The following is a 26,325-nucleotide window of genomic DNA, read 5'->3' as shown; positions in this document are numbered from 1 at the left end:
ATCGAGGAACCTCAAGAGCACCGAGATCCGGTACGCCCCCATATGCCGCGCCAGAGGTGAGTCACGCCATGGACGACGAACGCGCCGACGCACAGTCCACCCCGCCTGAACCAGTACGAGCGACCCCAGCCACCCAAAGCGCCGAAGACGCCCACGACCACCAAGACTCCCGCGGCTCCCACAGCCACCAAGGCCCCCACAACTCCCACGAAAACGCCACCACGAAACCCACAGCCACCACACAGAGCCCAGCCACCACAGCCACCAACTGGCACGTGGACAACCGCTGTACGAACTGTGACGTCGCCCGACAACTCGCACCGGGACTCATCGGCGAGGTCAGTGGCCGTTCCGAGGTACTACGTCAGCCGAGCAGCGAGGCGGAGGAACGGCAACTACACGCCGCTGCCTTCTCCTGCCACACGCGTTCGATTCGCCGGCCTTCTCATCGGCTGGACCCGGTGCTGGACCCGTTCCCCATGCCGCTGGACGACACCGTCTCTCTTTGCGGACACAACTCACCGCACACCGCCGCCGCCAACTCCTACCTCGTACGGCGGCCCTCCGGGACCGCGGTCATGGTGGACACTCCTCGCTGGAGCGAGCTACTGGCCGCCCGGTACGAGGAGTTCGCGCCCATCACCGATGTTCTTCTCACGCACCGGGACCACGCGGCGCACGGCCGCCGCTACGCCGACCGCTTCGGGGCCCGGCTGTGGATTCACGAAGGCGATCTCGACGCAGCTCCCGACGCCGATCGCGTCCTGCGGGGCACCGCGAGCATCGAGGTCTCCGATGGTGTGCTCGCGTACCCGTTAGCCGGCCACACCGAGGGAAGCGTGGTTTACGTCATCGATGAGCGGTACTGCTTCAGCGGGGACAGCTTCTACTGGTCGCGTGCGACGGACGACATCGAGGTCGCGGAGAGCATCACCTGGTACTCCATCGAAGAGTTGGCCTTGTCGTTGAGCCGCACGGCCGGCCGTCTTCACTTCGAGTGGCTCCTCCCGGGGCACGGCGACCGCAAGCACCTGCCCGCGCCTCAGATGGCCCGCCGGATGCGGGAGTTGACGGTACGCGTGCAGACTTTGCGACCCCAGCCGATCGACTTCACCGCAATGCGCTGGTGACCGACCCTGCCGAGCGCCCGCAGCCGCAGACGAGGCCGCGAACGACGCCACAGGCCCCCACCCACACCGGTCCAGCGGCAACAACTCTTCCCGGCACCGCCATCTCTGCGACAACAGCACCATCCTGCGTCTCCAGGTCAGCTAGCCGCAGACATATGAGGCCGCAGCAACGACCGAAACCAAACATATCGTTCACCACGAATAGTTGTCAGTAATACGTTGACAACAAATCACACTCCAACCCACCCTGTCCGCATGGTCTCGACTCCCGATCAATCCGCCGCCTCCTTCACGCCCCAGCACCCCGAACAGGCGCGAGCTCGACGCGTCCACGCGTCCCTGTTCCGTATCGCCGAGCGCCACGCAGCCGATGATGGGCAGCGCGAACGGCAGATCCATCCGTCCGTCATCGCGCCGCACGAAGCCATCAGACTCGTGTCGTTCCTGCTCAGCGGGGCCGCTCAACTCGTTGACGGTGAACCGGAGGTGGACCACGCGGACATCACCGCCGCCCTGAGCCTGGTGCCGCTGGCTCGCGGGGACATGGACGAACTGGAGATCGGCCTCCTCCAGATGGCGCGAGGCCGCGGCATGACCTGGCCGGAGATCGCCTTCGGCCTCGGCCTCGGCACGCCACAGGCCGCCAGGCAGCGCTACGAGCGGCTGATCGCCCGCACCACCACCGACACCGAGCAAGCTCCCAACGAGAACGGAGCGTCGCCAGCTTCATGAGTACGGCAGCAGTCGTCGTCCTGCGCGACTACGCACCGGCCTCCTGACTCCCTGCTCCTGCTCCTGCTCCTGCCCTTCGACTCTCCACCACCGCGCGGCGTCCTGGTCATGCCGTAACACCGCTTTTCCTTCTGCCACACCGCGCGAGGTGGCCCGCTCCGCAGCACACAAGGTGGCGGCTACGGGACCCCGTGAAACGACGCCCAACTCTGCACGCCTGGTCATCTTCACGCCTGGTCCTCCTCGCCCGCCGCGTGGGGCAGCAAAGGGAAGAGACGGGTGATGAGGGCCACCGGCCGGGCGCCATCGGGTCGGGCCAAGGGGCGCTGTTCGCGGTCTTGGTAGGGCGCGAGCGCCCCACGAACGACGTCCGCGACCCGGCTCATCTCCTCGGGTGTGAGGTAGGTGACGGCGCTGAAGGCTTCGCCATGACGCCATTCGGACGGTGCCTGGTCTCGCTGCGTCAGCCAGCGCTGCCAGCTCTCGTCCTCCAGCCCTCGGGCCAAGACGCCGAACTCCTCGCCAGTAGGCCCCTCACCATCCGTAGGCCCTCCGACAGTGGGGTCAAGCCGCCTCAGCCGCCAGGGGCGTGCGCGCCCCCCGCTGTGGGGGGCCTCTTCGATGTGTCCGTGACGCGCGAGCTGCCGTAGGTGAAAGGAGCAAAGGCCAGAGCTGTAGCCCAGCCGGGAGGCGGCTTCGGTCGCCGTAGCCGTGCCGACGTCGGCGAGAAGGCTCAGCAGGGCCGTGCGGACCTCGTGCTCGCGCAGTTCTTCGCCGGCGCTTCCCCCGTTTCCGCCATTTCTGGCGCTCCCGGCGCTCCCGGCGTGGTCGTACGGCGTGTTGAGCTCATCTTCAGTCACTTTGCAAACTCTGCTACTTTGCAAAGTGCTTGGCAAGTTCCTTGTTGAGGGCATCACGGCGCGGTGCTGTCCGCGACATCCGCGGCGTGCGCAAAAGGGAGACCAGCTATGCCTGTTCGTCATGAGCGGTCCCGGTCCACCGATCGGCCGGTTCGCGTACAAGGCCGGCCCGTTGACTCGTATCCGGAGTTGCCACCGGAGGTGAAGCGGGGCTCGGTACGTCGGGTCACGGTGGTGGGTGAGGAGGTTTTGAGCCGTCCGTGTCGGGAGGTGACCACGTTCGGTTCGGCCGAGTTGGCGTCGTTGATCGATGACATGTTCTTGACGATGTACGTGGCCGCCGGTGCGGGCCTTGCTGCCAACCAAGTAGGCGTGGACCTGCGAATATTCGTCTATGACTGCCCGGATGACCATGGGATTCGGCATGTCGGCCACCTGATCAACCCGGTGTTGGAGCTGCCAGAACCAGGTAGCCGGCGGCTAGTTGAGGAATCCGAGGGCTGCCTGTCCGTGCCTGGTGCCGCCATGCCGGTACCCCGTACCGATCGTGCCGTCGCTCGCGGGTTCGACAAGGACGGCAACCCCCTCGCCATCGAGGGAACGGGTTACTTCGCACGGTGTCTACAGCACGAGGTTGACCACCTCCTCGGCCACACGTATCTCGACCGGCTCTCCCGGCGGGACCGCAAAGACGCCCTGCGGCAGATGGCGGACCGACGTGCGGATGTCCTAGCGCAACGCGCGATCAGAGCAGACAAGTTGAGTCGATGAGGCAGCTGATTTCAGTGTGCTGTTTCGTGGTGTCGAGACGGAGAAGCGGACGGTCGTCCGCACCGCTGGACCGCTGGTCCGGCGGTGCGTTAGACAGCTATCCGGATGGGCACAGCGTCCGGACGTCCGTAGGCAAGGGCCTGAGCAAGGACTGGCCGGAACAGAGCGACGTCTTGAGCTGAGCAGCCCTGGTCAGCCCCGCTGCCGTGGCGCCCCCCGTACGTCACGGCAGCGATCGTCCGACATCAGCCATGCCTCCGCGTCCCGCCGCATCCGCGCCTCGTCGAAGCCCTCGTACTCCCAGGTCACCGACCTGATCGTGCCTCGCTCGCGGTACTCGTTCATGATCGCGACATGCTCCGGCAGGCGTACGAACTCCGCCAGGGCCCGCCGCCCCGTCCACACCGAGACCGATCCGCTACGTCGGGCCAACGGCTCGCCCCACAGCCACATGCCGACTGCTCCGTCGAGATCCGGCCAGCGGCGCCGCAGCGCGAAGCCACGACGCGCGATGCCGGGCAAGTCCCGGTATGCGTCGCTGGTGAAGTCGGTGACGCTCACGATCAGCGGGCCGCCACGGCCACCGCTCACGCCGCTGCCGTCGCCGTTCGCCGCGGCGCGGCCATCGGCACCCACCGCGCCGCTGTCGCCACCACTCACCGCGGCGCGGTCGCCGGGGGACCCTGCGGCCGGGCCCTGGCACCAGCGGCTCGTCAGCATGGCCTCGGTGTCCAGGACGGGTCGCGGCCGAGCAGGGCGAGCAGCCGGTCACCCGGCGGGGCGTCGTCAGGGACGGCGATCCGCCGGCGGAACGCGGCACCGGCCCCGCGGCCCTCGTCCGGAACCAGGGCGGCGACGCGCAGCGCGGCGGTGGTGAGTTCAGGGCCGGGCTCCCAAGGGGCGCCGATCGTCACCGCGACGTCCCAGGCGTGGGCCACGTAATCGACCAGGTGGAAGCCGATCGCGACCCGCCCGGGCACAGCGAAGCCCTCGCTCACCTCCGGCAGCGCGAACTGCCGCTCCAGCACGCCGTCTTCCGCGAACGCCGCGGTGACCTCGCCCGCCGACGCCTCATACGCTCCGGCCGGATCGTCTGCGAGGTCCCCGTCGCGCCATACGGCCCACGGCTCACCAGCGCCGCGGGCCGAGGCGGCGAACCCCTCGTTCTGGCTGACTAGATGGCGAACCAGGCCATACAGGGTCCAGTCAGCGCAAGGCGTCGCCAGCCTCAAGTGATCGGCCTTCACCCGGGAGACCACCTCCCCGGTCAGTGACAGCGCCTGGTGGTCCAGTCGTCGTATGTCCATGGCCGAAGCGTAAGATCACACATCGGCTCAACTCCAGAGCCAATAAGCTGCCACATCATTGAGCCAATTGCCGGCCGAAAGCCCACAGGGCAGGCAGCCAAAAGCCGATAACAACCGATAACAGCCGATAACAGCCGAGCCGAGGGCCGTGAGCCGAGATGGACGTGCACGTCAGGCTCGACGGGCAGCGCGACCTATCCGGCCAGATCTACCGCCAGCTGCGCACCGCAATCCATGACGGGCTGCTGCGGCCCGGCGAAACACTCCCCCCGACCCGGGAGTTGGCCCGCCGCCTCGCGGTGGCCCGCAACACCGTCAGCGTCGCCTACGAACGGCTCGTCGCCGAGGGCTACGCGGACAGCAGGGTCGGCTCCGGGACCTACGTGCGTATAACGGGCCTGCCCTCGCGTGCGGCCGTGCCCACCACCGACACCACCGGCTCGGGGCTGCGCCCGCGCGCCCTGTGGGCGGGCCTGTCCCCATGGGCCGGCCCGGAAACCACGGGACCGACCAAGGCGGCCCACGACTTCCGGGCCGGCCTGCCGGACGCCCGCCTCTTCCCGTACGACGCCTGGCGCCCCCTGGTCTCCCGGGAGCTGCGCCTCTCGGCGGCCGGGGCGGCCGGATACGGCGATCCGGCCGGCCATGCCGGACTACGGGCCGCACTCGCCCGGCACATCGGACTCTCCCGCGCCGTCCGCACCAGCCCGGACGATGTGCTCGTGACCACCGGCACGCAGCAGGCCCTCGACCTCATCGGGCGGGTGCTGCTCGAACCGGGCGACCGGGTGGCCGTCGAAGAGCCCGGCTACCCACCGGCCCGGCTGCCGTTCCTGGCGCAGGGCGCCACGGTCACGGGGATACCGGTGGACGCCGAGGGCCTGCTGGTGGACGCCATCCCGCCGGACACCCGCGCCGTGTACGTCACCCCCGCCCATCAGTTCCCGCTCGGCATGCCGATGTCCCTGCGCCGCAGAACGGCGCTCCTGCGGTGGGCACGGCGGCACGGCGCGGCGGTGATCGAGGACGACTACGACAGCGAATTCCGGTTCGGCGGGCGGCCGGTCGAGCCGCTACAGAGCCTGGACCGGGACGGACACGTCATCTACGTGGGCTCGTTCTCCAAGGTGATGCTGCCCTCCCTGCGCGTCGGCTTCCTGGTGGCGCCCGCCTCGCTGCGCACAGCGCTACGCACCGCCAAGTACACCGCCGACTGGCATACAGCCGTCCCCACGCAGGCGGCGCTCGCCCGCTTCGTTGACGATGGGCTGCTCGCCCGGCACATCCGCCGGATGCGGCATACATACGCGACCCGGCACCACGCCATCACCCACGCGCTCACCAGCCACTTCACAGACCTGACCGAACTACTGCCGTCCACCGCGGGCCTACACGTGACCGCATTCACCCGAGGCAACCTCGCCGACCCCAAGGCCCTTGCGGACCGGGCCGGCCGGGCTCGGGCTGCCGGCGTCGCGATCTACACCCTGGCGGAGGTCTCCGCGAACCGCTCCGCGCGCCCGGGCTTCGTCTTCGGCTACGGCTCCATCAGCGCCCCGGACATCGAGCCGGGTCTGCACCGCCTACTGCGGACCGCCTAGAAACCTGCCGAGCGCGACAAGAAGCACCGGCACCCGGCTCACCCAAGTCACCACCACGGCGACCTGCTGGACATGCTTGAACCTGACCCTGGGGACGGCTACATCGCCGCGCCTGCGATGTCTCACGGCCCGCCTGGACCCGTCTTCGACCATGCCGTCCTCCTGGCCGAGGTGCCGGACGGCCATCGGGCGATGGACCACCGGTCGGCGCTGCGGGTGTACGTCACCTTCTGAGCGCGGGGGCCGACGGCACGGGTTTGGCTCCTTCCGCGCCGCGCAGAGCCCTCGTGATGTCAGGCGGCGCGCTTCACGTGACGGACCAGCCACAGCAACAGGGCGTCCAGGTCAGCGGCGGCCGACAGGACCCGGTCAACCACCTCGGGGGTGTGTAGCCACTCCTCGCGACCGAGGGGACGAGCGGCGATCAGCGAACGGTGGCGCAGCAGGTTCGTACGGGAGTGGTCTGTCAGATAGCCGCGCGGTGGGCGTTTCATCACGTCCCCGGAGACGTCGTAGCCCTTCTTCCGCACATCCTCGATGATGACGGCCAGCTCGCGGCCGGTTCCCTCGGAGGCCACGGCTTTGCGGAACGTGTCCACCTGACCGGGATCGGGGTACCACCAGGCGCCCTGGATGCGCAGGCCGTCCAGAGAGAACCGGAGACCAATCTCGATCTTGCGGCCGAGCCGGATCACCGCGCACTGGTGCTGCCACCACCAGGAGTTGGTGCGGTAGTGCCAGACGGAGAAGTCCTCGTACCGGGGGTCGGTGTCCGCGACCTCGTTGAGCAGGGCGATCATCGGCTGCCGGACCAGGCGTTCGCGGTCCGCGCGGTAGCGCTCGCGGGTCGCGTGGGTCGGTTCGCCCTGGAGCTGCCACAGCACATCCATGGCTTGCTCCGGCCAGCCGGTGAACTGTCCACGCATGCGCGGAGGATAGCTCACCCATGATCCGCACGCGGAGAGTGAGACGGGTAGGCAGGCGTAGCCCCAGACAGGTGGGGATCGTTGCGGCGGGGCTCGCCGGCCAGTTCGGTGTGCCGTGCGCGGTGGGCGAGTTCGTCGAGGAACACGGAGAGTGCAGTCGATATGAAGCATGCGGTGAGATGGTGCAGCCGAACTTGAGATCGCACAGCTCGTGCCCTTACGTCTGCGCCATATCCACAAACCGTGAGTAGTGCCCCTGGAAGGCGACCGTGATCGTCGCCGTGGGGCCGTTACGGTGCTTGGCGACAATGAGGTCAGCCTCGCCCGCACGGGGTGACTCCTTCTCGTACGCGTCCTCGCGGTGCAACAGGATGACCATGTCGGCATCCTGTTCGATCGACCCCGACTCACGCAGGTCGGAGACCATCGGCTTCTTGTCCGTGCGTTGCTCGGGTCCACGGTTCAGCTGGGAGAGCGCGATCACCGGGACCTCCAACTCCTTGGCGAGGAGCTTGAGGTTTCGGGACATGTCCGAGACCTCCTGCTGTCGGCTTTCGGCACGCCTAGAACCGCCGGACTGCATCAGCTGGAGGTAGTCGATAACCACGAGTTTGAGGTCATTACGCTGCTTGAGGCGGCGGCACTTGGCGCGAATCTCCATCATCGACAGGTTCGGGGAGTCATCGATGTAGAGCGGAGCTGCGGTCACCTCGGGCATGCGGCGGGCCAGTCGGGTCCAGTCGTCGTCCGTCATGCTGCCGGACCGCATATGGTGCAGCGCCACCCGCGCCTCGGCCGACAGCAGACGCATCGCGATCTCGTTGCGGCCCATTTCGAGCGAGAAGATGACGCTTGGCAGATTGCTTTTGATCGAACAGGCGCGGGCGAAGTCCAGGGCGAGCGTGCTCTTACCCATCGCGGGACGCGCCGCGATGACGATCATCTGTCCCGGGTGCAGGCCGTTGGTCAACGAGTCCAGATCCGTGAAGCCCGTGGGCACACCGGACATCTGGCCGCTGCGGGAACCGATCGCCTCAATCTCGTCGAGAGCGCCTTCCATGATGTCGCCGAGCGGGAGGTAGTCCTCGCTGGTGCGCTGCTCGGTGACGGCATAAATCTCGGCCTGCGCGTTATTGACGATGTCATCGACGTCACCGTCCGCCGCGTACCCCATCTGCGTAATGCGGGTGCCCGCCTCCACCAGCCGACGCAACACCGCCCGCTCGTGGACAATCTCCGCGTAATACTCCGCGTTGGCCGCGGTGGGGACGGACTGGACGAGGGTGTGCAGGTACGAGGCGCCGCCGACCCTGGTGATCTCACCGCGCTTGGTCAACTCGGCCGCGACGGTGATGGGGTCGGCCGGCTCGCCCTTGGCGTACAGGTCGAGGATGGCCTGGTAGATCGTCTCGTGCGCGGGACGGTAGAAGTCCTGCCCCTTCAGGACCTCCACCACGTCGGCGATGGCGTCCTTGGAGAGCAACATGCCGCCGAGTACGGACTGCTCGGCGTCTAGGTCCTGCGGGGGTACGCGCTCAAAGCCGGAGCCCTCCCAGGACCCGCCCTCGCGCCCCCGGTCGTGCTGCTCGTCGCGACCGCGCCCCTCGCCGCGGTTACTGCTGCGGCCCTCACCCCGCCGGGGGCGCGGCGTCGCGGGCAACTGGTCGCTGGGGCCGGGATCGGGCCAGGGGTCTTCCATGGGCTCGGGCATGCTCACCCCGCCACCTCCTCCCGTCCGCGACGCGGACCTCGCAGTGCCTTCTTTCTTACGGCACGGCTCTGACAAAGACGCTCGACCCCGCTTGCGGCGCGTCGATTCCGACAGCTTTTCAACGTCGGAAGTGGTGGCCTGCGCCGGACCACGGTAGGCCCAGATAGGCCGTCCGCCAATCTGGTTATCCACAGGCCATGTGGATGACGGGTGCCATCCTGTGGAGAACTCCCGAAAAGCTGTGCACGGCACGGGGGACGGTGCTGTGGACAAGCCCACGAGTATCCCGCTGTCACGGCCCTGACCTGGGCTTTCTCTATCTCAGGGCTGTGCAGAAGAAAAACTTTCCCACTCGGCCGAAGATCGCGACAAACGGCGCAGAGAAGACCACGCAGAGCGACCAGAGGTAAGGACTGGAAGGCGCTTGCGTCTCTTACCTGTGGACGATTAGATTGACCACATGATCCAGGCCCCCGCGAAGGACCGTCGTACGCGCAGTCGCCACGACCGAGAGATCATCGCGCTCGCCGTCCCCGCCTTCGGCGCCCTCATCGCGGAGCCTCTGTTTGTGATGGTTGACAGCGCCATCGTCGGCCACCTCGGCACCCCTCAACTCGCCGGACTCGGCATCGCGGCGGCCCTGCTGCTCACCGGTGTCAACGTCTTCGTCTTCCTCGCGTACGCCACCACCGCGGCCGTCGCCCGCCGGGTGGGCGCGGGCGACCTGCCAGGCGCCATCCGACAGGGCATGGACGGTATCTGGCTCGCCCTCTTCATCGGCATCGCCGTCATCGCCGTCACACTGCCCACCGCGCCCGCACTCGTCGATCTGTTCGGCGCCTCCAGCACCGCCGCGCCCCATGCGATCACCTATCTACGCATCAGCACCCTCGGCATCCCGCCCATGCTCATTGTCCTTGCCGCCACCGGCGTGCTGCGCGGCCTCCAGGACACCCGTACACCGCTGTACGTCGCCATCGGCGGCTTCGCCGCCAACGCCGTGCTCAATGTCGTGCTCGTTTACGGCGCCGACCTCGGCATCGCCGGTTCGGCTTGGGGCACGGTCATCGCCCAGTGCGCCATGGCCGCCGCCTATCTCTTCGTGGTGGTCCGCGGCGCCCGGCGGCTCGGCGCCTCGCTGCGTCCCGACGCCGCCGGCATACGCTCCTGCGCCCAGGCGGGAGTCCCACTCCTGGTGCGTACGCTCTCGCTTCGCGCCGTCACCCTCATCGCCACCGGTGTCGCGGCCCATCTTGGGGACACCGAGGTCGCCGCCCATCAGATCATCCTCACCCTGTGGAGCCTGCTGGCCTTCGCCTTGGATGCCATCGCCATAGCGGGCCAAGCCATCATCGGACGCTATCTCGGGGCGGGCGACACGGAAGGCGCCCGCGCCGCGTGCCGTCGCATGGTGGAGTGGGGGATAGCCGCCGGCGTGGTACTCGGCCTGCTCGTTGTGCTCGCCCGGCCCCTGTTCATTCCGCTCTTCACCTCCGACCAGGTGGTACGAGATGCCCTGCTGCCCGCCCTCTTGGTGATCGCCGTGGTCCAGCCCATCGCTGGGGTGGTGTATGTCCTCGACGGCGTACTGATGGGCGCAGGCGATGGCCCGTATCTCGCTGGCGCAATGATCGCCACTCTGGCCGTCTTCGCCCCGGTCGCCCTCCTGGTGCCCACCATGGGCGGCGGGCTCACCGCTCTGTGGTGGACGATGGGACTCATGATGGCGACGCGCATGGCGACCCTGTGGATACGCACCCGCTCGGGCCGCTGGCTGGTCACGGGCGCGACCCGCTAACTCCGCATGGCCGGCGCCGCCCGCCGTTTCACGTGAAACAGCGAAGCCTGCACAGTGGACGCCCTCACGAGCTCGCGGCGTGGTCACACCCGTCACCCCCGTCCGCAGTCGCGTTTCACGTGAAACAGAGCACCGGGAAAAGCCCGAGCCGAAGCGCACCCGAAAAGCCGAAACACACGGCGCGCTCTTGCCTGCGTTTCACGTGAAACGGACCCGACGCCCACCAAGATCGGCTCGGACCCGGCGCAACGGGTGCCCCACCCGGGCTCACGCAGCACCCCACGCGAAATCCCTTGCGGGGTCGCACGCAGAAGGGGCCGCACCCCGCAGGGTGCGGCCCCTTCTTTTGCTCTACTGAGCGCAGCCGTTACGCCGCGACAACCTCGATGCCGACCTTGGCCGAGACCTCGGGGTGCAGACGCACGGACACCTCGTGGGCGCCCAGCGTCTTGACCGGCGTACGGAGCTCGACGCGACGCTTGTCCACGTCCGGGCCACCGGCGGACTTGATCGCCGAAGCGATGTCAGCCGGAGTCACCGAGCCGAACAGTCGGCCGGCCTCGCCAGCGCGAGTCGCCAGCAGAACCTTCAAGTTCTCAAGCCGCGACTTGATCTCGTTGGCCTGCTCGATCGTGGCGATCTCGCGGATCTTGCGACCGCGACGGATCTGCTCGACGTCCTTCTCGCCACCCTTGGTCCAGCGGATCGCGAGACCGCGCGGGACCAGGTAGTTACGAGCGTAGCCGTCCTTGACGTCAACGACGTCGCCCGCGGTGCCGAGGCCGGAGACCTCGTGGGTAAGGATGATCTTCATCTGTCGGTCACCCTTCCCTTATCGCGCAGACGAGGTGTAGGGCAGCAGCGCCATCTCACGGCTGTTCTTCACAGCCGTAGCGACGTCACGCTGGTGCTGCGTGCAGTTGCCGGTGACGCGGCGGGCACGGATCTTGCCGCGGTCGGAAATGAACTTCCGCAGCATGTTCGTGTCCTTGTAGTCCACGTACACGGTCTTGTCCTTGCAGAACGCGCAGACCTTCTTCTTCGGCTTGCGCGGAGGCGGCTTCGCCATGGTTTTTCTCCTGTGTGATCAAGAAGGGGGTAATCGCCCTCAAGAGCTCACGCTCTAGAAGGGCGGCTCGTCCGAGTAGCCGCCGCCCTGCTGGCCGCCGCCGGAGCTACCGCCCCAGCCACCGCCACCACCCTGCTGGCCACCGCCGGCCGGAGCGCTGGTCGCCCAGGGGTCGTCGGCGGGAGCCCCGCCGCCGCCCTGCTGGCCGCCGCTGGAGCTACCGCCCCAGCCACCGCCACCGCCGCCGCCCTGCTGGCCGCCGCCGCCGAAGCCGCCACCCTGCTGGCCGCCCTTGCCGGAGGTCTTGGTGACCTTCGCCGTGGCGTTGCGCAGGCTGGGGCCGACCTCATCGACGTCCAGGTCGTAGACCGTGCGCTTGACGCCCTCACGGTCCTCGTAGGACCGCTGCTTCAGTCGGCCCTGCACGATGACGCGCATGCCGCGCTGCAACGACTCGGCGACGTTCTCTGCTGCCTGGCGCCAGACCGAGCAGGTGAGGAAGAGGCTGTCGCCGTCCTTCCACTCATTGGTCTGGCGGTCGAAGGTGCGGGGAGTGGACGCGACGCGGAACTTCGCGACCGCCGCACCAGACGGGGTGAAGCGCAGCTCGGGGTCGTCTACGAGATTGCCGACGACCGTGATGACGGTCTCGCCTGCCATTGGATGAACCTCTCGGCGGGTGTGCTGCTGGCTGCTTGCTACTCGAAACGCGACCCGATCGCCGCTGAACGCTTACGCGGTCAGTGCATCTCGGGGCGGAGGACCTTGGTCCGAAGGACCGACTCGTTCAGGTTCATCTGGCGGTCGAGCTCCTTGACGACCACAGGCTCGGCCTGCAAGTCGATGACCGAGTAGATGCCCTCAGGCTTCTTCTTGATCTCGTACGAGAGACGACGACGGCCCCAGGTATCGACCTTCTCGACCTTGCCGTTGCCCTCACGGACGACGGAGAGGAAGTTCTCGATCAGGGGGGCGACAGCGCGCTCCTCAAGATCGGGGTCGAGGATGACCATCACCTCGTAGTGACGCATGTGGAACCCACCTCCTTTGGACTCAGCGGCCACGGTCGTTCCGTGGCAGGAGGGTCGTGATGCGTAGCACCGGGTACGTAACGAGTTCCCCGTGGGGACCCCGGTCAGACACCGGCGCAGACGGTCCACACTACCCGCCGCTGTGCTTCCGGTTGAAATCCGGCCGTGCTTGCCCGCAATCTGGAGGCAATCAGTGTGAGCGGCGCTACCCTGCGCCGCCCCGCGTCCCTCGCAGGACCGGAGGTGCCCCATGGCCCATGCAGCGCGTTCCCAGCACGGTCTCCTCTCCTTTCTCGACACCGACGGCAAGCCACATCCCGTGCAGAACACCTTCGCCGCGGCGACCGTCGTCCTTGGTGTGGTGGCCTTCGTCACAGCGATGTTCCACGACCTGCACCTGATCAGCTCCTGGACCGGTCTGGTCGGCATCATCACCGGCGCCTGGGGGCAATTCATCTCGGCCACGACGGCCGAGCGGTTCGTGCTGATCATCGGTCTTGGCGCGGCGGCCGTGGGCTTCTTCCTCGGCATGGCGCGCGGCGGCCTCTTCGGCGGCGTGCTGGGCTGACGCCCACTCCCCTTCAGCCGTAGCCCGCCATGCGGGCTACTCCCCATCAGCCGCGGCCCGCATGCGGGCCGCGGCCCCGCCATGCCAGCCCACGACGCTTCCACCAGCGTCCATCGGCGTCCGCCCACGCCCCCACCGCCCTGTTCGCCTTACGCCGGGCCGGCGGCGTGCCCTGTCGCAGTAGGCTTCGCCGCGAGAGCCGGAGCCCCGACCCTGGGGACACACCTGCCGAGGAGCCCCCGCAATGAGCCTGACCCTGAGGACCATCAGCCGAGAGCAGCATCTGGCGTATATCCAGAGTCTGCCGTCGGCGAGCCACATGCAGGTCCCGGCGTGGGCAGACGTCAAGACGGAGTGGCGCTCGGAGAGCTTGGGCTGGTTCGACAGCACGGGCCAGCTGGTCGGCGCGGGCCTGGTGCTCTACCGACAGCTCCCCAAGATCAAGCGGTACCTGGCCTACCTGCCCGAGGGCCCGGTGCTCAACTGGTACGCGCCGAACCTGGAGGACTGGCTGCGCCCGATGCTCGCGCACCTCAAGCGGCAGGGCGCGTTCTCGGTGAAGATGGGCCCACCCGTGATCATCCGGCGCTGGGACGCCGCCGCGATCAAGTCGGGCATTCAGAACCCGGACGTCAAGCGGCTGCGTGATGTCGAGGCCACCCACATCGAGCCGCGCGCCTTCGAGGTCGCCGATCGGCTACGGAAGATGGGCTGGCAGCAGGGCGAGGACGGTGGCGCCGGCTTCGGTGACGTACAGCCGCGCTACGTCTTCCAGGTGCCGTTGGAAAACCGTTCGCTTGAGTCCGTCCACAAGGGCTTCAACCAGCTGTGGCGGCGCAACATCAAGAAGGCCGAGAAGGCGGGTGTCGAGGTCGTTCAGGGCAGTTACGAGCACCTGGGCGAATGGCAGCGGCTGTACGAGATCACCGCCGAGCGCGACCACTTCCGCCCGCGCCCGCTCAGCTACTTCCAGCGCATGTGGACGGCCCTCAACACCGAGGACCCCAACCGGATGCGGCTGTACTTCGCCATGCACGAAGGCGAGGCGGTGGCCGCCGCGACGATGCTGATCGTGGGTGGGCACGTCTGGTACTCGTACGGCGCATCTGCCAACCACAAGCGGGAAGTACGCCCCTCGAACGCGATGCAGTGGCGGATGCTGCGGGACGCGTACGCACTGGGCGCCAGCGTGTACGACCTGCGCGGCATCAGCGACTCACTCGACGAGAGCGACCACCTCTTCGGCCTTATCCAGTTCAAGGTCGGCACCGGTGGGCAGGCAGCCGAGTATCTGGGGGAGTGGGACTTCCCGCTGAACAAGCTGCTACACAAGGCGCTCGACATGTATATGTCCCGTCGCTAAGGCCCGGGTTCCGGGCCCGGCAGGCCGTACGCACTGCGCGACCGTCCCGCTTCGGCGCACCCACCCCGCGCCCTGCCCACCAGGCCCGGCCAACTCCGTATCCCGTACCGACTATTAGCTGATACCTGAGCCGACTGACGAGAAAGGTCCCCCTCCAGCCATGGCGCTCACTCTCTACGTTGACACCGCGCGGTGGCGGGCCCACCAACAGAGCGTCATCCAGCAATTCCCTGGCATGGTCCCGGTGTGCAAGGGCAACGGCTATGGCTTCGGCCATGACCGGCTGGCCGAGGAGACCACCCGCATGGGCTCCGACATCCTCGCGGTCGGCACCACCTACGAGGCCGCGCGCATGAAGGACACCTTCAGCGGCGACCTGCTGGTCCTCACCCCGTTTCGGCGCGGCGAGGAGCCGGTCCCGCTGCCGGACCGGGTGATTCGCTCAGTCTCCTCGGTTGATGGCGTGTATGGGCTGGTCAACGCCCGCGTGATGATCGAGGTCATGAGCAGCATGAAGCGGCACGGGGTCACCGAGGAGGACCTGCCGAAGCTGCACGCGGCCATCGAGAACGTGCGCCTTGAGGGCTTCGCCATCCATCTGCCCCTGGACCGCACCGACGGCTCCGACGCGGTGGAAGAGGTCCTCTTCTGGATGGACCGGCTGCGCGCGGCGCGGCTGCCGCTGCACACGATGTTCGTCAGCCACCTCAAGGCGGACGAACTGGCCCGGCTTCAGCAGCAGTTCCCACAGACCCGTTTCCGCGCCCGTATCGGCACCCGCCTCTGGTTGGGCGACCACGACGCGACGGAGTACCGCGGCTCGGTGCTCGACGTCACTCGGGTCGCCAAGGGTGACCGCTTCGGCTACCGCCAGCAAAAGACAGCGGGCGACGGCTACCTCGTCGTCGTCGCGGGCGGCACCTCGCACGGTGTGGGCCTTGAGGCCCCGAAGGCGCTGCACGGCATGATGCCGCGCGCCAAGGGCGTGGCCCGCGCGGGCCTGGCGACCGTGAACCGCAACCTGTCCCCGTTCAGTTGGGCCGGCAAGCAGCGCTGGTTCGCCGAGCCGCCACACATGCAGGTCTCCATCCTGTTCGTCCCCAGCGACGTGGCGGCGCCACAGGTGGGCGACGAGTTGGTGGCCAGCCTGCGCCACACCACGACCCAGTACGACCGCATACTGGATCGCTGACCGCACCCGTACGCCGGCTTCGCCGCGGCGCAGCGGGGACGAAGACGCGGCGCAGCCGGGCCGAGCCGAAGAGAGCCCGCCTACGCGGCGGGCTCACGTACGGCCGCGCCGCGAGACACGCAAGCCCCGCACTTCTCGTGCGGGGCTGCGTCGTACACAGGACTTCTCCCGTGCGGGGCTGTGTCGTGCGCCCCGTACCACTGTCGTGCGGCCACGCGGGGCCCGGGCGCGCTACTCCCGGTAGGTACTGCCGTGCGGTCCGGCCCCGGACGAGCCCCAACTCACGTAGCCCTGCGCTACGCCTTTCCCGCTGCCGCTGTCCCGTCGCCACCTGCGCAGAGCGAACGCGTCCGGCGCTCCGTCCAGCACACCGCCCGACGGGTCATCGGAGCCGTCCAGGCGAACGGGATCACGCTCGGGCAGCAGCACGTCCCTGATGACCACCGCGCACAGGTACAGCGTGCCGAGCAGGTGCAGCACGATGGCCAGTTGATAGCCCTCGGTGGGCAGGCCCTGGTGTTTGTCGCCGCTGCCGGTGTACGCCAGGTACATCCAGATGCTCACGAAGTACAGGACCTCTCCCGCCTGCCAGATGAGGAAGTCGCGCCAGCGGGGCCGCGCGAGCACGGCCAGCGGGATCAGCCACAGCACGTACTGCGGTGAGTAGACCTTGTTGGTCACGATGAACGCGGCGACGACCAAAAACGCGAGTTGCGCCAGCCGAGGGCGGCGCGGGGCGCACAGGGTGAGGGCGGCGACGCCGGCGCAGGCGACGAGCATCAGGAGCGTGCCGTAGGTGTTGGCGTCCTCCAGCGGGTCGCCGGTGCGCTGCGAGATGATCAGCCAGATGGAGCCGAAGTCCACGGGTCGCTCCTGGCTGAAGGTGTAGAACTTCTTCCAGCCCTCCCTGATCGCCAGGTCCCCCTGCTGGTCCTGGGTGAGCATGACCGGCAGGTTCACCACGAGCCACGCTGCGAGCGCGCCGGCGGTGGCCGCCCACCATGCGCGCCAGCGCCCGGCCCGCAGACAGAGCAGGAAGATCGGGCCGAGGATCAGCACCGGGTAGAGCTTGGCGGCGGTGGCCAAGCCAAGCAGGACGCCGGCGGCCAGCGGGCGGCTACGGGACCACATCAGCATGGCGGCGGCGGTCAGGGCGACGGCGAACAGGTCCCAGTTGATGGTGGCGGTCAGCGCGAACGCGGGTGAGAGGGCCACAAGGAGCCCGTCCCACGGGCGGGTCCGGTGGGTGCGGGAGACGCAGACGGCGATGACCGCTGTGCAGATCATCAGCATTCCGGAGTTCACGAGCCAGTAGATCTGGGCCCGGTGCTGGCTGCTGCCGCCGTGCGGCGTAAGCCAGGAGGCGACCTCCATGAACAGCCCGGTCAGCACCGGGTATTCGAGGTAGTCCATGCCGCCGGAGACGTTCTGCGGGATGCGGTCGAAGTACGGGACGAGGTCGATGGCGAAGCCGCGTCCGCCGTACAGGTGCGGAATGTCCGAGTAACAGGCGTGCGTGTACTGGCTGGTCGCTCCGAAGAACCAGCCACCGTTGTAGCAGGGCACCTTCTGCACCATGCCGAGGGCGAACATGCCGATCGCGACGAGCGCGATGATCCGTACCGGCGTCCACCAGTTCACGCCGAGCAGCGCTCGCCGCCCGATGGGCCCGCCGATCAGCTCGCTGCCCGCGGCGGCCACCTCGTCCTCGGCGGTGGGCCGTACGGGATTCCGGGCGGCGGTGCCGCTGGAGTGGGGGCCGTTGACGCTCGTCATGCGCACATCCTGCCGTACGAGCCGTTCGGCGGCATCGAGGGTCGGCGGCAGGAGGGGCTTGGGCACGCAATGGGCACGGCTCAACAGCCTCCCACCGGGCCGAGCCGAGCCAGCTATGCCGCACGGCGGGGCTGATCCAGCAACGCCACAGCGTCGGGCCGCCCCGCAACGCCACAGGGCGGGCCCGCGAACGGACCCGCCCTGTGCATCGTCGCTGTGCTGTCTCACGGCGCCCCGAGGGAGTTCCCCGGCTCTGAGCTGCGGCTAGAACCAGCCTCCGCCGTCGCCTCCGCCCGGTCTTCCCGTGTCGCCGCCAGGCCCGCCCGGATCGCTCGACCCACCGGGGCCGCCACCGGGTCCGCCCGGATCACCACCGCCCGGGCCGCCCGGGTCACCACCGGGTCCACCGGTATTACCACAGTCCGGGTCGAGGGGCCCGCAGGAGGTGCTGGGGGAGGTCGGCGGCGTCGTCGGCGTCGTCGGTGTTGTCGGTGTCGTCGGTGTCGTTGGCGTCGTCGGCGTATCGGACGGAGACTGTGTCACGGACTTCGACGGAGTCGGTTCCGTCGTTGCCTCCGTCTCAGACGCGGTCGGGCCAGCGGTAGGAGTCGGCCTGGCGCCATCACCGTAGATCTTGTCGCCGATCGGGGACGGCTCCGGGAAGGTCAGCTTCTTCTCGCCCTTGAGTGCTTCCTTCATGTATCCGGCCCAGATCTTCGCCGGATACGACGCACCGTGAATGCTCTCCGAGCCGGTATCCGAACCGACGCCGTACATGGGCAGGAACTTCTGGTTCTTGGCCTGGTCGTCCACGCGCCACATGCCGATCGCGGTGGACAGCTGCGGGGTGTACCCGGCGAACCAGGCCGACTTGTTGTCGTCGGTGGTGCCGGTCTTGCCCGCTGCCTCGCGGCCGATCTGCGCGGAGGTGCCGGTTCCGTCCTCCACGACGGTCTTGAGCACGTCGGTGACGTTGTCCGCGACGTTCGTATCGAAGGCCTGCTCGATCTCGTCCTTGTGCGCGTACTCCTCCGCCCCGTCCCGCTCGACCTTGGTCACCGAGTACGGTTCCGCCTGCTTGCCGCTGGCCGCGAAGGTCGCATACGAAGTGGCGAGTCGGATCGCGCTGGGCGAGGAGGTACCGAGCGAGAACGTCGGTGTGATGGAGGCCAGTTGCTCCTTGCTGAGCCCGGCCGCGAGCGCCGCGTCACGGACCTTGTCGGTACCGACGTCCATGCCGAGCTGGATGAATGGCGTGTTCACCGAGAACTGCATGGCAGTGCGCAGATCGATGGGGCCCCTGCTCTCGTCCCCATCGTTGCGCTGGTGCCATTCCTTGTTGTCCTTGTCGAGCCACACCTTGCCCGTGTAATCCCGCAACGTGACCTTGTTGTCACCGTCGTAGATGCTCTTGGGCGAGACGAGGGTGCGCTCTGACTTGTCCTGGTCGGGGCCGAGGGCGGGGTTGCGTTTGCCGTCTGTCATGGCCGCTGCCAGCACGAACGGCTTGAACGTGGAGCCGACCTGGACACCGGTGTCGTCCGCGTTGTTGGTGTAGTGCTCCAGCGCGTCCTTGCCGCCGTAGACGGCGACGATCTTGCCGGTCCCTGGTTCCACCGACGCCCCGCCGAACTGGACATGCTTGTCCTGCGGGCGTTGACCGGGCTTGATGTTCTCCTTGGAGACCTTTTGGACCGTCTTCTCCAACGCCTTCATCTTATGGCGGTCGAAGGTGGTGTGGATCTGGTACCCGCCCCGGTCCAGCTCGGCCTTGGAGATGCCGGAGTGGTTGATGATGTACCTGTCGGCGAGGTCGGTGAGGTAGCCGATCTGGCCGCCCTTGTTCGTCGCCAGCTTCGGCTTCTGCGGCTCGGGGAACTTGGTGATCTTGTTCCGCTCCTCCCCGGAGAGCCGGTCCACCTTCACCTCGCGGTCCAGCGTCCACGACCAGCGGGCCTCGGCCCGCTTGCGGTTCTTCTCCTTGGTGGCCGCAAGCCCAGTGCCGCCAGCGGGGTCGTAGAGGTTGGGGCCGTTGAGCGTGGCCGCGAGGAACGCGCTCTCGCTGGTGGTCAGGTCCTCGCAGTCCTTGTCGTAGAACGCGCGGGCCGCCGCCTGGATTCCATACGCACCACGGCCGTAGTAGGCGGTGTTGAGGTAGCCCTCCAGGATGTCGTCCTTGTCCTTGGTGGCACCCACCTTGATCGAGATGAACAGCTCGGTGACCTTGCGCTTGAGCGTCTGTTCCTGGCCCAGATAGGTGTTCTTCACGAACTGCTGGGTGATGGTCGAGCCACTCTGCGTCTGGCCGCCCTTGGCCATGTTGACCACGGCGCGCGCGACGCCCACCGGGTCAACGCCGGCGTCATCGTAGAACGAGGCGTTTTCGGCGGCGATGACCGCGTTACGCATCGACTTGGGAATCTTGGAAAGCGGCACGATCTGACGGTTGAGGTCGCCACCGCCGGAGACGACCATCTGCTTGCCGTCTTTCCAGTAGTAGACGTTCTTTTGCGTCTTGGAAGCGGCCTGCGCTGTGGGCACCTTCACCACCATCAGCGCGATCCCCACGGCGCCGACCAACAGCGCGAGGAAGACGAAGCAGGCGCCGGTGACCAGCTTCCAGGAGGGAACCCAGCGCCGAAAACCGCGCTTGCCCATTCTCGGATAGTCGATGAATCGCTTTTTGGTACGGCCTGGACCGCTCGCCCCGCGACCGCGTCCACGGCCGCCTCCGGCAGGGCCTGCACCCCGGCGGCCACCGCCGGGGCCGCCAGGGCCACCGCTGCCGTGCCCGCCGGGCTGATCGGCACCGGCGGCCCCGTGGGCTGCACCGGCGCCGGCCCCAGCCGCGGCTCCTCCGCCCCCAGCCCGGCGGCGGCCACTGCCGCCACGGGCCGCGCGGCGGGATTCGGCCCTGCCGCCGCTTGGCTGTTCTGCTTCTGGTGACTCGTATGGATCGGAGCCCGACCCCGTGCTGCTGCGCGGTGGCGCTGCACGGCGGCCTGACGGCTGCTGCGGCGCGGCGCGCCGGGCCGCTGCTCGTCCGCCGCCCTGGGGCTGCGGCGGCTTGCGACGGTGCTCGCTCATGGAACGACTACTCCTCGGGCAGGCGCGATCGCCTGGAAGCGGCAAGTGGCTTGCGGTCCCCCCAACGTGCGCGCCAGCGCCGAAGGGCGGCCGGACGCACGGCATCCAGGACGAAGACGCCTCGCGACGTCTCACAGTTCCCGGTGGTCTGCATGGCGGACAGACTACGCACGGTCAAAACCTGCCCACCTATCATCTTCGTGCCAAATCAGGCACGTTGAACACCACGAATCAGTGATGTGACCGCGTTCACCGTGCCCCCTCTTGTCCCAGCCGGAACAACGTTCTATCTTCTGGATGTATCGAGTCGATACATCAGCTCGACACATCAGCTCGATACACCAGCTCGACGTAAAGGCCGGCAGCTAGCACCAAGGAGGCGGGATGAGCAGGCGCTCCGGCGTACTGGAGTTCGCCGTCCTCGGCTTGCTGCGCGAATCCCCCATGCACGGGTACGAGCTCCGTAAACGCCTCAACACCTCGCTCGGGGTTTTCCGCGCGTTCAGTTACGGCACTCTCTACCCCTGTCTCAAGACGCTGGTCGCCAACGGCTGGTTGATCGAAGAGCCGGGCAGCGCTCCCAAGGACGCTCCCCCAGCCGCCACGCTTGCGGGACGGCGGGCCAAAATCGTCTACCGGTTGACGGCGGAGGGCAAGGAGCGTTTCGAGGAATTGCTCTCGCAGACCGGGCCGGACGCCTGGGAAGACGAGCACTTCGGCGTGCGCTTCGCCTTTTTCGGCCAGACCTCGCGAGACGTGCGGATGCGCGTGCTGGAAGGGCGGCGCAGCCGCCTGGAGGAGCGCCTGGACAAGATGCGAGCCTCGCTCGCCCGTACCCGCGAACGACTCGATGACTACACGTTGGAACTCCAACGCCATGGCATGGAGTCGGTGGAACGCGAAGTCCGCTGGCTGAACGAGCTGATCGAAAGCGAGCGGGCGGGGCGCGATCAGCGCCGGCCCGCTGAGCAGGACACATCAGAAGACACGGGCGGCCTGCCCCGGCACCGGGGTAGTACCCGACCGGACCCGTCCGACGATACCGACAAGTGAGGCCCTGCACTCCGCAGGACCTCATCGAATACACACAGGGAGCAACCGGAATGGGTTCGGTTCGCGTAGCCATCGTTGGCGTGGGCAACTGCGCCGCCTCGCTGGTCCAGGGCGTCGAGTTCTACAAGGACGCCGACCCGGACAGCCGCGTCCCGGGTCTGATGCACGTGCAGTTCGGCGAGTACCACGTGCGGGACGTTGAGTTCGTGGCCGCCTTCGACGTGGATGCCAAGAAGGTCGGCCTGGACCTCGTGGACGCCATCGGCGCCAGCGAGAACAACACCATCAAGATCTGTGACGTGCCTTCGACGGGCATCACCGTCCAGCGCGGCCACACCTACGACGGCCTGGGCAAGTACTACCGCGAGACCATCGACGAGTCGCCCGAGGCGCCCGTTGACATCGTCCAAATCCTCAAGGACCGGCAGGTCGATGTTCTGGTCTGCTACCTGCCGGTGGGTTCCGAGGACGCCGCGAAGTTCTATGCGCAGTGCGCCATCGACGCCAAGGTCGCCTTCGTCAACGCGCTGCCGGTCTTCATCGCTGGGACCAAGGAGTGGGCGGACAAGTTCACCGAGGCCGGTGTGCCGATCGTCGGTGACGACATCAAGTCCCAGGTCGGCGCGACGATCACACACCGTGTGATGGCCAAGCTGTTCGAGGACCGGGGCGTCATCCTGGACCGCACGATGCAGCTGAACGTCGGCGGCAACATGGACTTCAAGAACATGTTGGAGCGCGAGCGCCTGGAGTCCAAGAAGATCTCCAAGACGCAGGCCGTCACGTCGCAAATCCCCGACCGCGACATGGGCGCGAAGAACGTCCACATCGGCCCGTCTGACTACGTGGCCTGGCTGGACGACCGTAAGTGGGCCTACGTCCGCCTGGAGGGTCGTGCGTTCGGCAACGTTCCGCTGAACCTGGAGTACAAGCTTGAGGTCTGGGACTCCCCCAACTCCGCGGGCGTGATCATCGACGCGCTGCGCGCCGCGAAGATCGCCAAGGACCGCGGCATCGGTGGCCCGATCCTGTCGGCCTCCTCGTACTTCATGAAGTCCCCGCCGGTGCAGTACTTCGACGACGCCGCCCGAGAGAGCGTCGAGAAGTTCATCGCGGGCGAAATCGAGCGCTAAGCGCTCAGGTCAACTCTTCTCCGCGCGCGGGCCCCCGGGTAGTGAACCCGGGGGCCCGCGCGCTGTGTGAGGCTTTGCGCCATGTCCGCTGTCCGAGGTCTGCGCGTACTCCTGGCGATCGGCAACTTCCGCCGGCTGCTCACCGTCCGGCTGCTGTCCCAGGCGGCCGATGGCGTCTACCAGGTGGCGCTCGCCTCCTACGTCGTCTTTTCTCCGGAGAAACAGACATCGGCCGCAGCCATCGCCTCCGCCATGGCCGTGCTGTTGCTGCCGTACTCGCTGCTCGGCCCGTTCGCCGGGGTCCTCCTTGACCGTTGGCGTCGTCGGCAGGTGCTGCTGTACGGAAACCTCGCCCGGACCGTACTGGCCGCGGGTACGGCCGCACTGATCGTCGCCGAGGTCCCCGACGCGCTCTTTTACGCATCCGCCCTCACCGTCACGGCCGTCAACCGCTTCGTACTGGCCGGGCTTTCGGCCGCGCTGCCGCGGGTGGTGGCCGGGGGCGAACAGCTCATACTGGCCAACTCCCTCTCCCCAACGGCCGGCACACTCGCTGCCACCGCGGCCGGTGGCCTGGCCCTCGCCGTTCGACTGGCCGCCCCCAACGGTGCGGCGTCGGACGCACTGGTCATCCTGCTCGGCGCCGCGCTCTACCTATGTGCCGGCCTCGCCTCGCTGCGCATGCCGCGCGATCTGCTCGGCCCCGACCCGGAGCGGCTGCAACCCCACCTGAAGCACGCACTGTTGAGCACCGCACGCGGCCTCTCCGCCGGGCTGCGCCATCTCACCGAGCACCGTGGGGCCGCCCGCGCCCTGGCCGCCATGACGCTCATGCGGTTCTGCTACGGGGCACTGACCGTGATGGTCCTCATGCTGTGCCGCTACGCGTGGAGCGACGCCGACTCCGATGGGCTCACGCTGCTCGGTATCGCCGTGGCCGTCTCCGGGGCAGGCTTCCTCGCGGCGGCGGTGTGCACTCCCTGGGCCACGGCACGCCTTGGGCCACTGCGTTGGGTGGCGACCTGCGCAGCCGCGGCGGCCGTGCTGGAACCCGCTCTCGGGCTGCCCTTTGCGCCGGTGCCCATGTTGTTCGCCGCCTTCGTGCTGGGCCTCACGACCCAGGGAGCGAAGATCGCCACGGACACCATCGTGCAGTCGTCCATCGAGGACTCCTACCGGGGACGAGTCTTCTCGCTGTACGACGTGCTCTTCAACGTCGCCTTCGTCGGCGCCGCCGGCGTAGCGGCTCTCATGCTGCCGCCCGATGGCACCTCGACGGCCCTGGTGCTCGTCGTGTCCGCGCTCTATGCCGTCGCCGTGAGCCTGGTCGTGTTTCACGTGAAACGCGACCGGCCCGTTGATTCACGTGAAACCACCGAGCACCGTTTCACGTGAAACGGTGCTGTCGCCGCAACCGAGGCCGCCACGAGAGGGCCAGCGCTCGCTGGTTGTACGGGCACGCAGACATCCGGGCAGACCCGAGCTACGCAACAGCGGACAGGCAGATGCGCTCTACACAACGGTGTACGGGCGGGCCCACCACCCTCAAGGGTGGGTCCTCTTTCTCCATCAGCTCCCCCATCCGCTTTCTCCACCGGCGCCAGGCAAGACCGCCCTGCGCACCGATCCTCAGCCTTGGGCCGCCCACCACTCCTTGAGCGCGGCCACGGCCGCCTCGCGCCCCAGTGGACCGTGCTCCATCCGCAGGTTCAGCAGATGCTTGTACGCCTTGCCCACCTGCGGTCCCGGCCCCACTTCAAGGACCTGCATGATCTCGTTGCCGTCCAGGTCCGGTCGGATGGCATCGAGCTCCTCCTCGCCCCGCAGCCGCGCGATGCGCTGTTCCAGGCCGTCATACGCCTGGGAAAGCGCGGTGGCCCTGCGCTTGTTTCGCGTGGTGCAGTCGGAGCGCGTCAGCTTGTGCAGCCGGTCGAGGAGCGGCCCCGCGTCGCGCACATAGCGGCGAACTGCGGAGTCGGTCCACTCGCCTGTCCCGTAGCCGTGGAATCGCAGGTGCAGCTCGACCAGCCGCGAGACGTCCTTGACCATCTCGTTGGAATACTTGAGCTTGGCCATCCGCGCCTTGGTCATCTTCGCGCCGACGACCTCGTGATGGTGGAAGGAGACCCGGCCGTCCGACTCGAAGCGTCGGGTCTTCGGCTTCCCGATGTCGTGCAGCAGCGCGGCGAGTCGCAGCACCAGGTCCGGCCCGTCCTCCTCCAGATCCATGGCCTGCTCCAGCACGGTCAGGCTGTGCTCGTACACGTCCTTGTGCCGGTGGTGCTCGTCCCGCTCCAGGCGCAGCGCGGGCAGTTCCGGCAGTACCCGGTCAGCGAGCCCTGAGTCCACGAGCAGCTTGAGGCCCTTGCGGGGGTGCGGTGCCAGGACGAGCTTGTTGATCTCGTCGCGTACCCGCTCGGCGGAGACGATGTCGATGCGCTCGGCCATGGCCTTCATCGCGGCAACGACCTCTGGTGCCACCTGGAAGTCGAGCTGGGCCGCGAAGCGCGCCGCACGCAGCATGCGCAACGGGTCATCGGAGAATGACTGCTCGGGCGTCCCTGGAGTGCGCAGCACTCGGGCAGCGAGGTCTTCCAGGCCGTGATGAGGGTCGATGAACTCCTTCTGCGGGAGAGCAACGGCCATGGCGTTGACGGTGAAGTCTCGCCGGACGAGATCTTCCTGGATGGAGTCTCCGTAGGAAACGTCCGGCTTCCGCGACGTTCGGTCATACGCTTCCGACCGATATGTCGTGACCTCAATCTGAAAGGTCTGGTTTCCTCCCCCTTCGCCCGGTGCCTGCTTCTGGCAGCCGACCGTACCGAAGGCGATTCCGACCTCCCAGACTGCGTCCGCCCACGGTCGAACGATCCGCAATACGTCCTCGGGCCTGGCATCCGTGGTGAAGTCCAAATCGTTGCCGAGCCGACCGAGCAACGCGTCCCTCACCGAGCCACCGACCAGGGCAAGTGAGTGCCCGGCCTGCTGGAAGCGAATGGCAAGATCGTCGGCGACGGGGGAGACCCGCAGCAGCTCGCTCACCGCCCGGCGCTGCACCTGGCTGAGCTCGTGGGACGACTGCGAGGTCTGGGTGTCATGGTTGGCGTTCGGCACAACAGAACAGGGTACGTTGCCTACAGGCCTCCGGCCTCATCGATCGCCGTGGGCCGCCCCCCAACGCCGGCCCAGCCGCCCTGTGACGATCATGTGGAGCACA

At 67.8% G+C, this 26,325-nt stretch carries 24 protein-coding genes; 12 read left to right on the top strand and 12 right to left on the bottom strand.

What is annotated here, in order from left to right:
- Positions 1-68: 68 nt before the first annotated feature.
- Together FHS42_RS05685 and FHS42_RS05680 are read left to right on the top strand one after the other, a co-directional pair.
- On the top strand, positions 69-1,130 hold the full coding sequence (locus tag FHS42_RS05685) for a 4Fe-4S domain-containing protein (RefSeq protein WP_184569400.1): 1,062 nt from the start codon (positions 69-71) through the stop codon (positions 1,128-1,130).
- Positions 1,131-1,385: 255 nt separating this feature from the next.
- Positions 1,386-1,862 carry a DNA-binding protein gene (locus FHS42_RS05680; RefSeq protein ID WP_184569399.1) on the top strand — a complete coding sequence of 159 codons (477 nt, stop codon included), beginning with the start codon at positions 1,386-1,388 and terminating at the stop codon, positions 1,860-1,862.
- A gap of 227 nt (positions 1,863-2,089) precedes the next feature.
- Here the strand turns inward: FHS42_RS05680 and FHS42_RS05675 are convergent, their stop codons facing one another.
- Complete coding sequence (locus FHS42_RS05675) at positions 2,090-2,722, bottom strand: ArsR/SmtB family transcription factor (RefSeq protein WP_376772527.1); 633 nt, start codon at positions 2,720-2,722, stop codon at positions 2,090-2,092.
- Positions 2,723-2,830: 108 nt separating this feature from the next.
- On the opposite strand from FHS42_RS05675, the gene def reads away from it, so the two are divergent.
- Positions 2,831-3,493: a peptide deformylase gene (gene def / locus FHS42_RS05670; RefSeq protein WP_184569398.1), complete on the top strand. Its 663-nt coding sequence runs from the start codon at positions 2,831-2,833 to the stop codon at positions 3,491-3,493.
- Positions 3,494-3,685: 192 nt separating this feature from the next.
- On the opposite strand, the gene FHS42_RS05665 is transcribed toward def, so the two are convergent.
- Positions 3,686-4,213 carry a hypothetical protein gene (locus FHS42_RS05665; protein ID WP_184569397.1) on the bottom strand — a complete coding sequence of 176 codons (528 nt, stop codon included), beginning with the start codon at positions 4,211-4,213 and terminating at the stop codon, positions 3,686-3,688.
- On the bottom strand, positions 4,207-4,800 hold the full coding sequence (locus FHS42_RS05660; RefSeq protein ID WP_184569396.1) for a TIGR03086 family metal-binding protein: 594 nt from the start codon (positions 4,798-4,800) through the stop codon (positions 4,207-4,209). Before FHS42_RS05660 ends, FHS42_RS05665 begins: the two co-directional genes overlap by 7 nt.
- A 158-nt stretch (positions 4,801-4,958) precedes the next feature.
- Here FHS42_RS05660 and pdxR point away from each other — a divergent pair, with 158 nt between their 5' ends.
- Positions 4,959-6,401 carry a MocR-like pyridoxine biosynthesis transcription factor PdxR gene (gene pdxR / locus FHS42_RS05655; protein WP_184569395.1) on the top strand — a complete coding sequence of 481 codons (1,443 nt, stop codon included), beginning with the start codon at positions 4,959-4,961 and terminating at the stop codon, positions 6,399-6,401.
- A 72-nt stretch (positions 6,402-6,473) separates the two neighbouring features.
- The gene (locus FHS42_RS05650) at positions 6,474-6,635 is read left to right on the top strand and encodes a hypothetical protein (protein ID WP_184569394.1); all 162 of its coding nucleotides are present in this window, start codon (positions 6,474-6,476) and stop codon (positions 6,633-6,635) included.
- A gap of 59 nt (positions 6,636-6,694) precedes the next feature.
- Here FHS42_RS05650 and FHS42_RS05645 read toward each other — a convergent pair whose 3' ends face one another.
- Together FHS42_RS05645 and dnaB are read right to left on the bottom strand one after the other, a co-directional pair.
- Entirely contained in the window at positions 6,695-7,327 is a 633-nt protein-coding gene (locus FHS42_RS05645; RefSeq protein ID WP_246494213.1) for a DUF2461 family protein, read from the bottom strand.
- Between the two features lie 217 nt (positions 7,328-7,544).
- The gene (gene dnaB / locus FHS42_RS05640; protein ID WP_184569780.1) at positions 7,545-9,026 is read right to left on the bottom strand and encodes a replicative DNA helicase; all 1,482 of its coding nucleotides are present in this window, start codon (positions 9,024-9,026) and stop codon (positions 7,545-7,547) included.
- 472 nt (positions 9,027-9,498) lie between these two features.
- Here dnaB and FHS42_RS05635 point away from each other — a divergent pair, with 472 nt between their 5' ends.
- A complete protein-coding gene (locus FHS42_RS05635; protein WP_184569393.1) occupies positions 9,499-10,836 on the top strand; it encodes an MATE family efflux transporter in 1,338 nt (445 codons plus the stop codon).
- 367 nt (positions 10,837-11,203) lie between these two features.
- On the opposite strand, the gene rplI is transcribed toward FHS42_RS05635, so the two are convergent.
- The 4 genes from rplI to rpsF all read right to left on the bottom strand — a co-directional run bounded on the left by rplI (position 11,204) and on the right by rpsF (position 12,936).
- Positions 11,204-11,650, bottom strand: a complete 447-nt coding sequence (rplI, locus tag FHS42_RS05630) for a 50S ribosomal protein L9 (protein WP_184569392.1) — start codon at positions 11,648-11,650, stop codon at positions 11,204-11,206.
- 18 nt (positions 11,651-11,668) lie between these two features.
- Positions 11,669-11,905, bottom strand: coding sequence for a 30S ribosomal protein S18 (rpsR, locus tag FHS42_RS05625; RefSeq protein ID WP_136723411.1), 237 nt, complete (start codon positions 11,903-11,905; stop codon positions 11,669-11,671).
- Between the two features lie 54 nt (positions 11,906-11,959).
- Positions 11,960-12,565 (bottom strand): single-stranded DNA-binding protein, encoded by a 606-nt coding sequence (locus FHS42_RS05620; RefSeq protein ID WP_184569391.1) that lies wholly within the window; start codon positions 12,563-12,565, stop codon positions 11,960-11,962.
- Between the two features lie 80 nt (positions 12,566-12,645).
- Positions 12,646-12,936, bottom strand: coding sequence for a 30S ribosomal protein S6 (rpsF, locus tag FHS42_RS05615; protein WP_184569390.1), 291 nt, complete (start codon positions 12,934-12,936; stop codon positions 12,646-12,648).
- Positions 12,937-13,186: 250 nt separating this feature from the next.
- On the opposite strand from rpsF, the gene FHS42_RS05610 reads away from it, so the two are divergent.
- The 3 genes from FHS42_RS05610 (at position 13,187) to FHS42_RS05600 (ending at position 16,059) form a co-directional block, all read left to right on the top strand.
- Positions 13,187-13,504 (top strand): hypothetical protein, encoded by a 318-nt coding sequence (locus FHS42_RS05610; RefSeq protein ID WP_184569389.1) that lies wholly within the window; start codon positions 13,187-13,189, stop codon positions 13,502-13,504.
- Between the two features lie 244 nt (positions 13,505-13,748).
- On the top strand, positions 13,749-14,867 hold the full coding sequence (locus FHS42_RS05605; RefSeq protein ID WP_184569388.1) for a lipid II:glycine glycyltransferase FemX: 1,119 nt from the start codon (positions 13,749-13,751) through the stop codon (positions 14,865-14,867).
- A gap of 160 nt (positions 14,868-15,027) precedes the next feature.
- Complete coding sequence (locus tag FHS42_RS05600; RefSeq protein WP_184569387.1) at positions 15,028-16,059, top strand: alanine racemase; 1,032 nt, start codon at positions 15,028-15,030, stop codon at positions 16,057-16,059.
- A 231-nt stretch (positions 16,060-16,290) separates the two neighbouring features.
- Here FHS42_RS05600 and FHS42_RS05595 read toward each other — a convergent pair whose 3' ends face one another.
- Both FHS42_RS05595 and FHS42_RS05590 read right to left on the bottom strand, forming a co-directional pair.
- Positions 16,291-17,835, bottom strand: a complete 1,545-nt coding sequence (locus tag FHS42_RS05595; protein ID WP_184569778.1) for a glycosyltransferase family 87 protein — start codon at positions 17,833-17,835, stop codon at positions 16,291-16,293.
- Between the two features lie 264 nt (positions 17,836-18,099).
- Positions 18,100-20,922 (bottom strand): transglycosylase domain-containing protein, encoded by a 2,823-nt coding sequence (locus FHS42_RS05590; RefSeq protein WP_184569386.1) that lies wholly within the window; start codon positions 20,920-20,922, stop codon positions 18,100-18,102.
- A 384-nt stretch (positions 20,923-21,306) separates the two neighbouring features.
- Here FHS42_RS05590 and FHS42_RS05585 point away from each other — a divergent pair, with 384 nt between their 5' ends.
- The 3 genes from FHS42_RS05585 to FHS42_RS05575 all read left to right on the top strand — a co-directional run bounded on the left by FHS42_RS05585 (position 21,307) and on the right by FHS42_RS05575 (position 24,503).
- Positions 21,307-21,975, top strand: a complete 669-nt coding sequence (locus tag FHS42_RS05585) for a PadR family transcriptional regulator (RefSeq protein WP_184569385.1) — start codon at positions 21,307-21,309, stop codon at positions 21,973-21,975.
- A 50-nt stretch (positions 21,976-22,025) separates the two neighbouring features.
- Positions 22,026-23,108 (top strand): inositol-3-phosphate synthase, encoded by a 1,083-nt coding sequence (locus tag FHS42_RS05580; protein WP_184569384.1) that lies wholly within the window; start codon positions 22,026-22,028, stop codon positions 23,106-23,108.
- An 81-nt stretch (positions 23,109-23,189) separates the two neighbouring features.
- Positions 23,190-24,503, top strand: coding sequence for an MFS transporter (locus FHS42_RS05575; protein ID WP_184569383.1), 1,314 nt, complete (start codon positions 23,190-23,192; stop codon positions 24,501-24,503).
- 234 nt (positions 24,504-24,737) lie between these two features.
- Here the strand turns inward: FHS42_RS05575 and FHS42_RS05570 are convergent, their stop codons facing one another.
- The gene (locus tag FHS42_RS05570; RefSeq protein ID WP_184569382.1) at positions 24,738-26,222 is read right to left on the bottom strand and encodes a CCA tRNA nucleotidyltransferase; all 1,485 of its coding nucleotides are present in this window, start codon (positions 26,220-26,222) and stop codon (positions 24,738-24,740) included.
- Positions 26,223-26,325: the final 103 nt, after the last annotated feature.

Origin of the sequence: Streptomyces zagrosensis (assembly GCF_014203645.1) — a bacterium.
Classification (GTDB): domain Bacteria; phylum Actinomycetota; class Actinomycetes; order Streptomycetales; family Streptomycetaceae; genus Streptomyces; species Streptomyces zagrosensis.
Note: the sequence above shows the minus strand (reverse complement) of the source record. Positions and strands in the feature narration are given on the sequence as shown.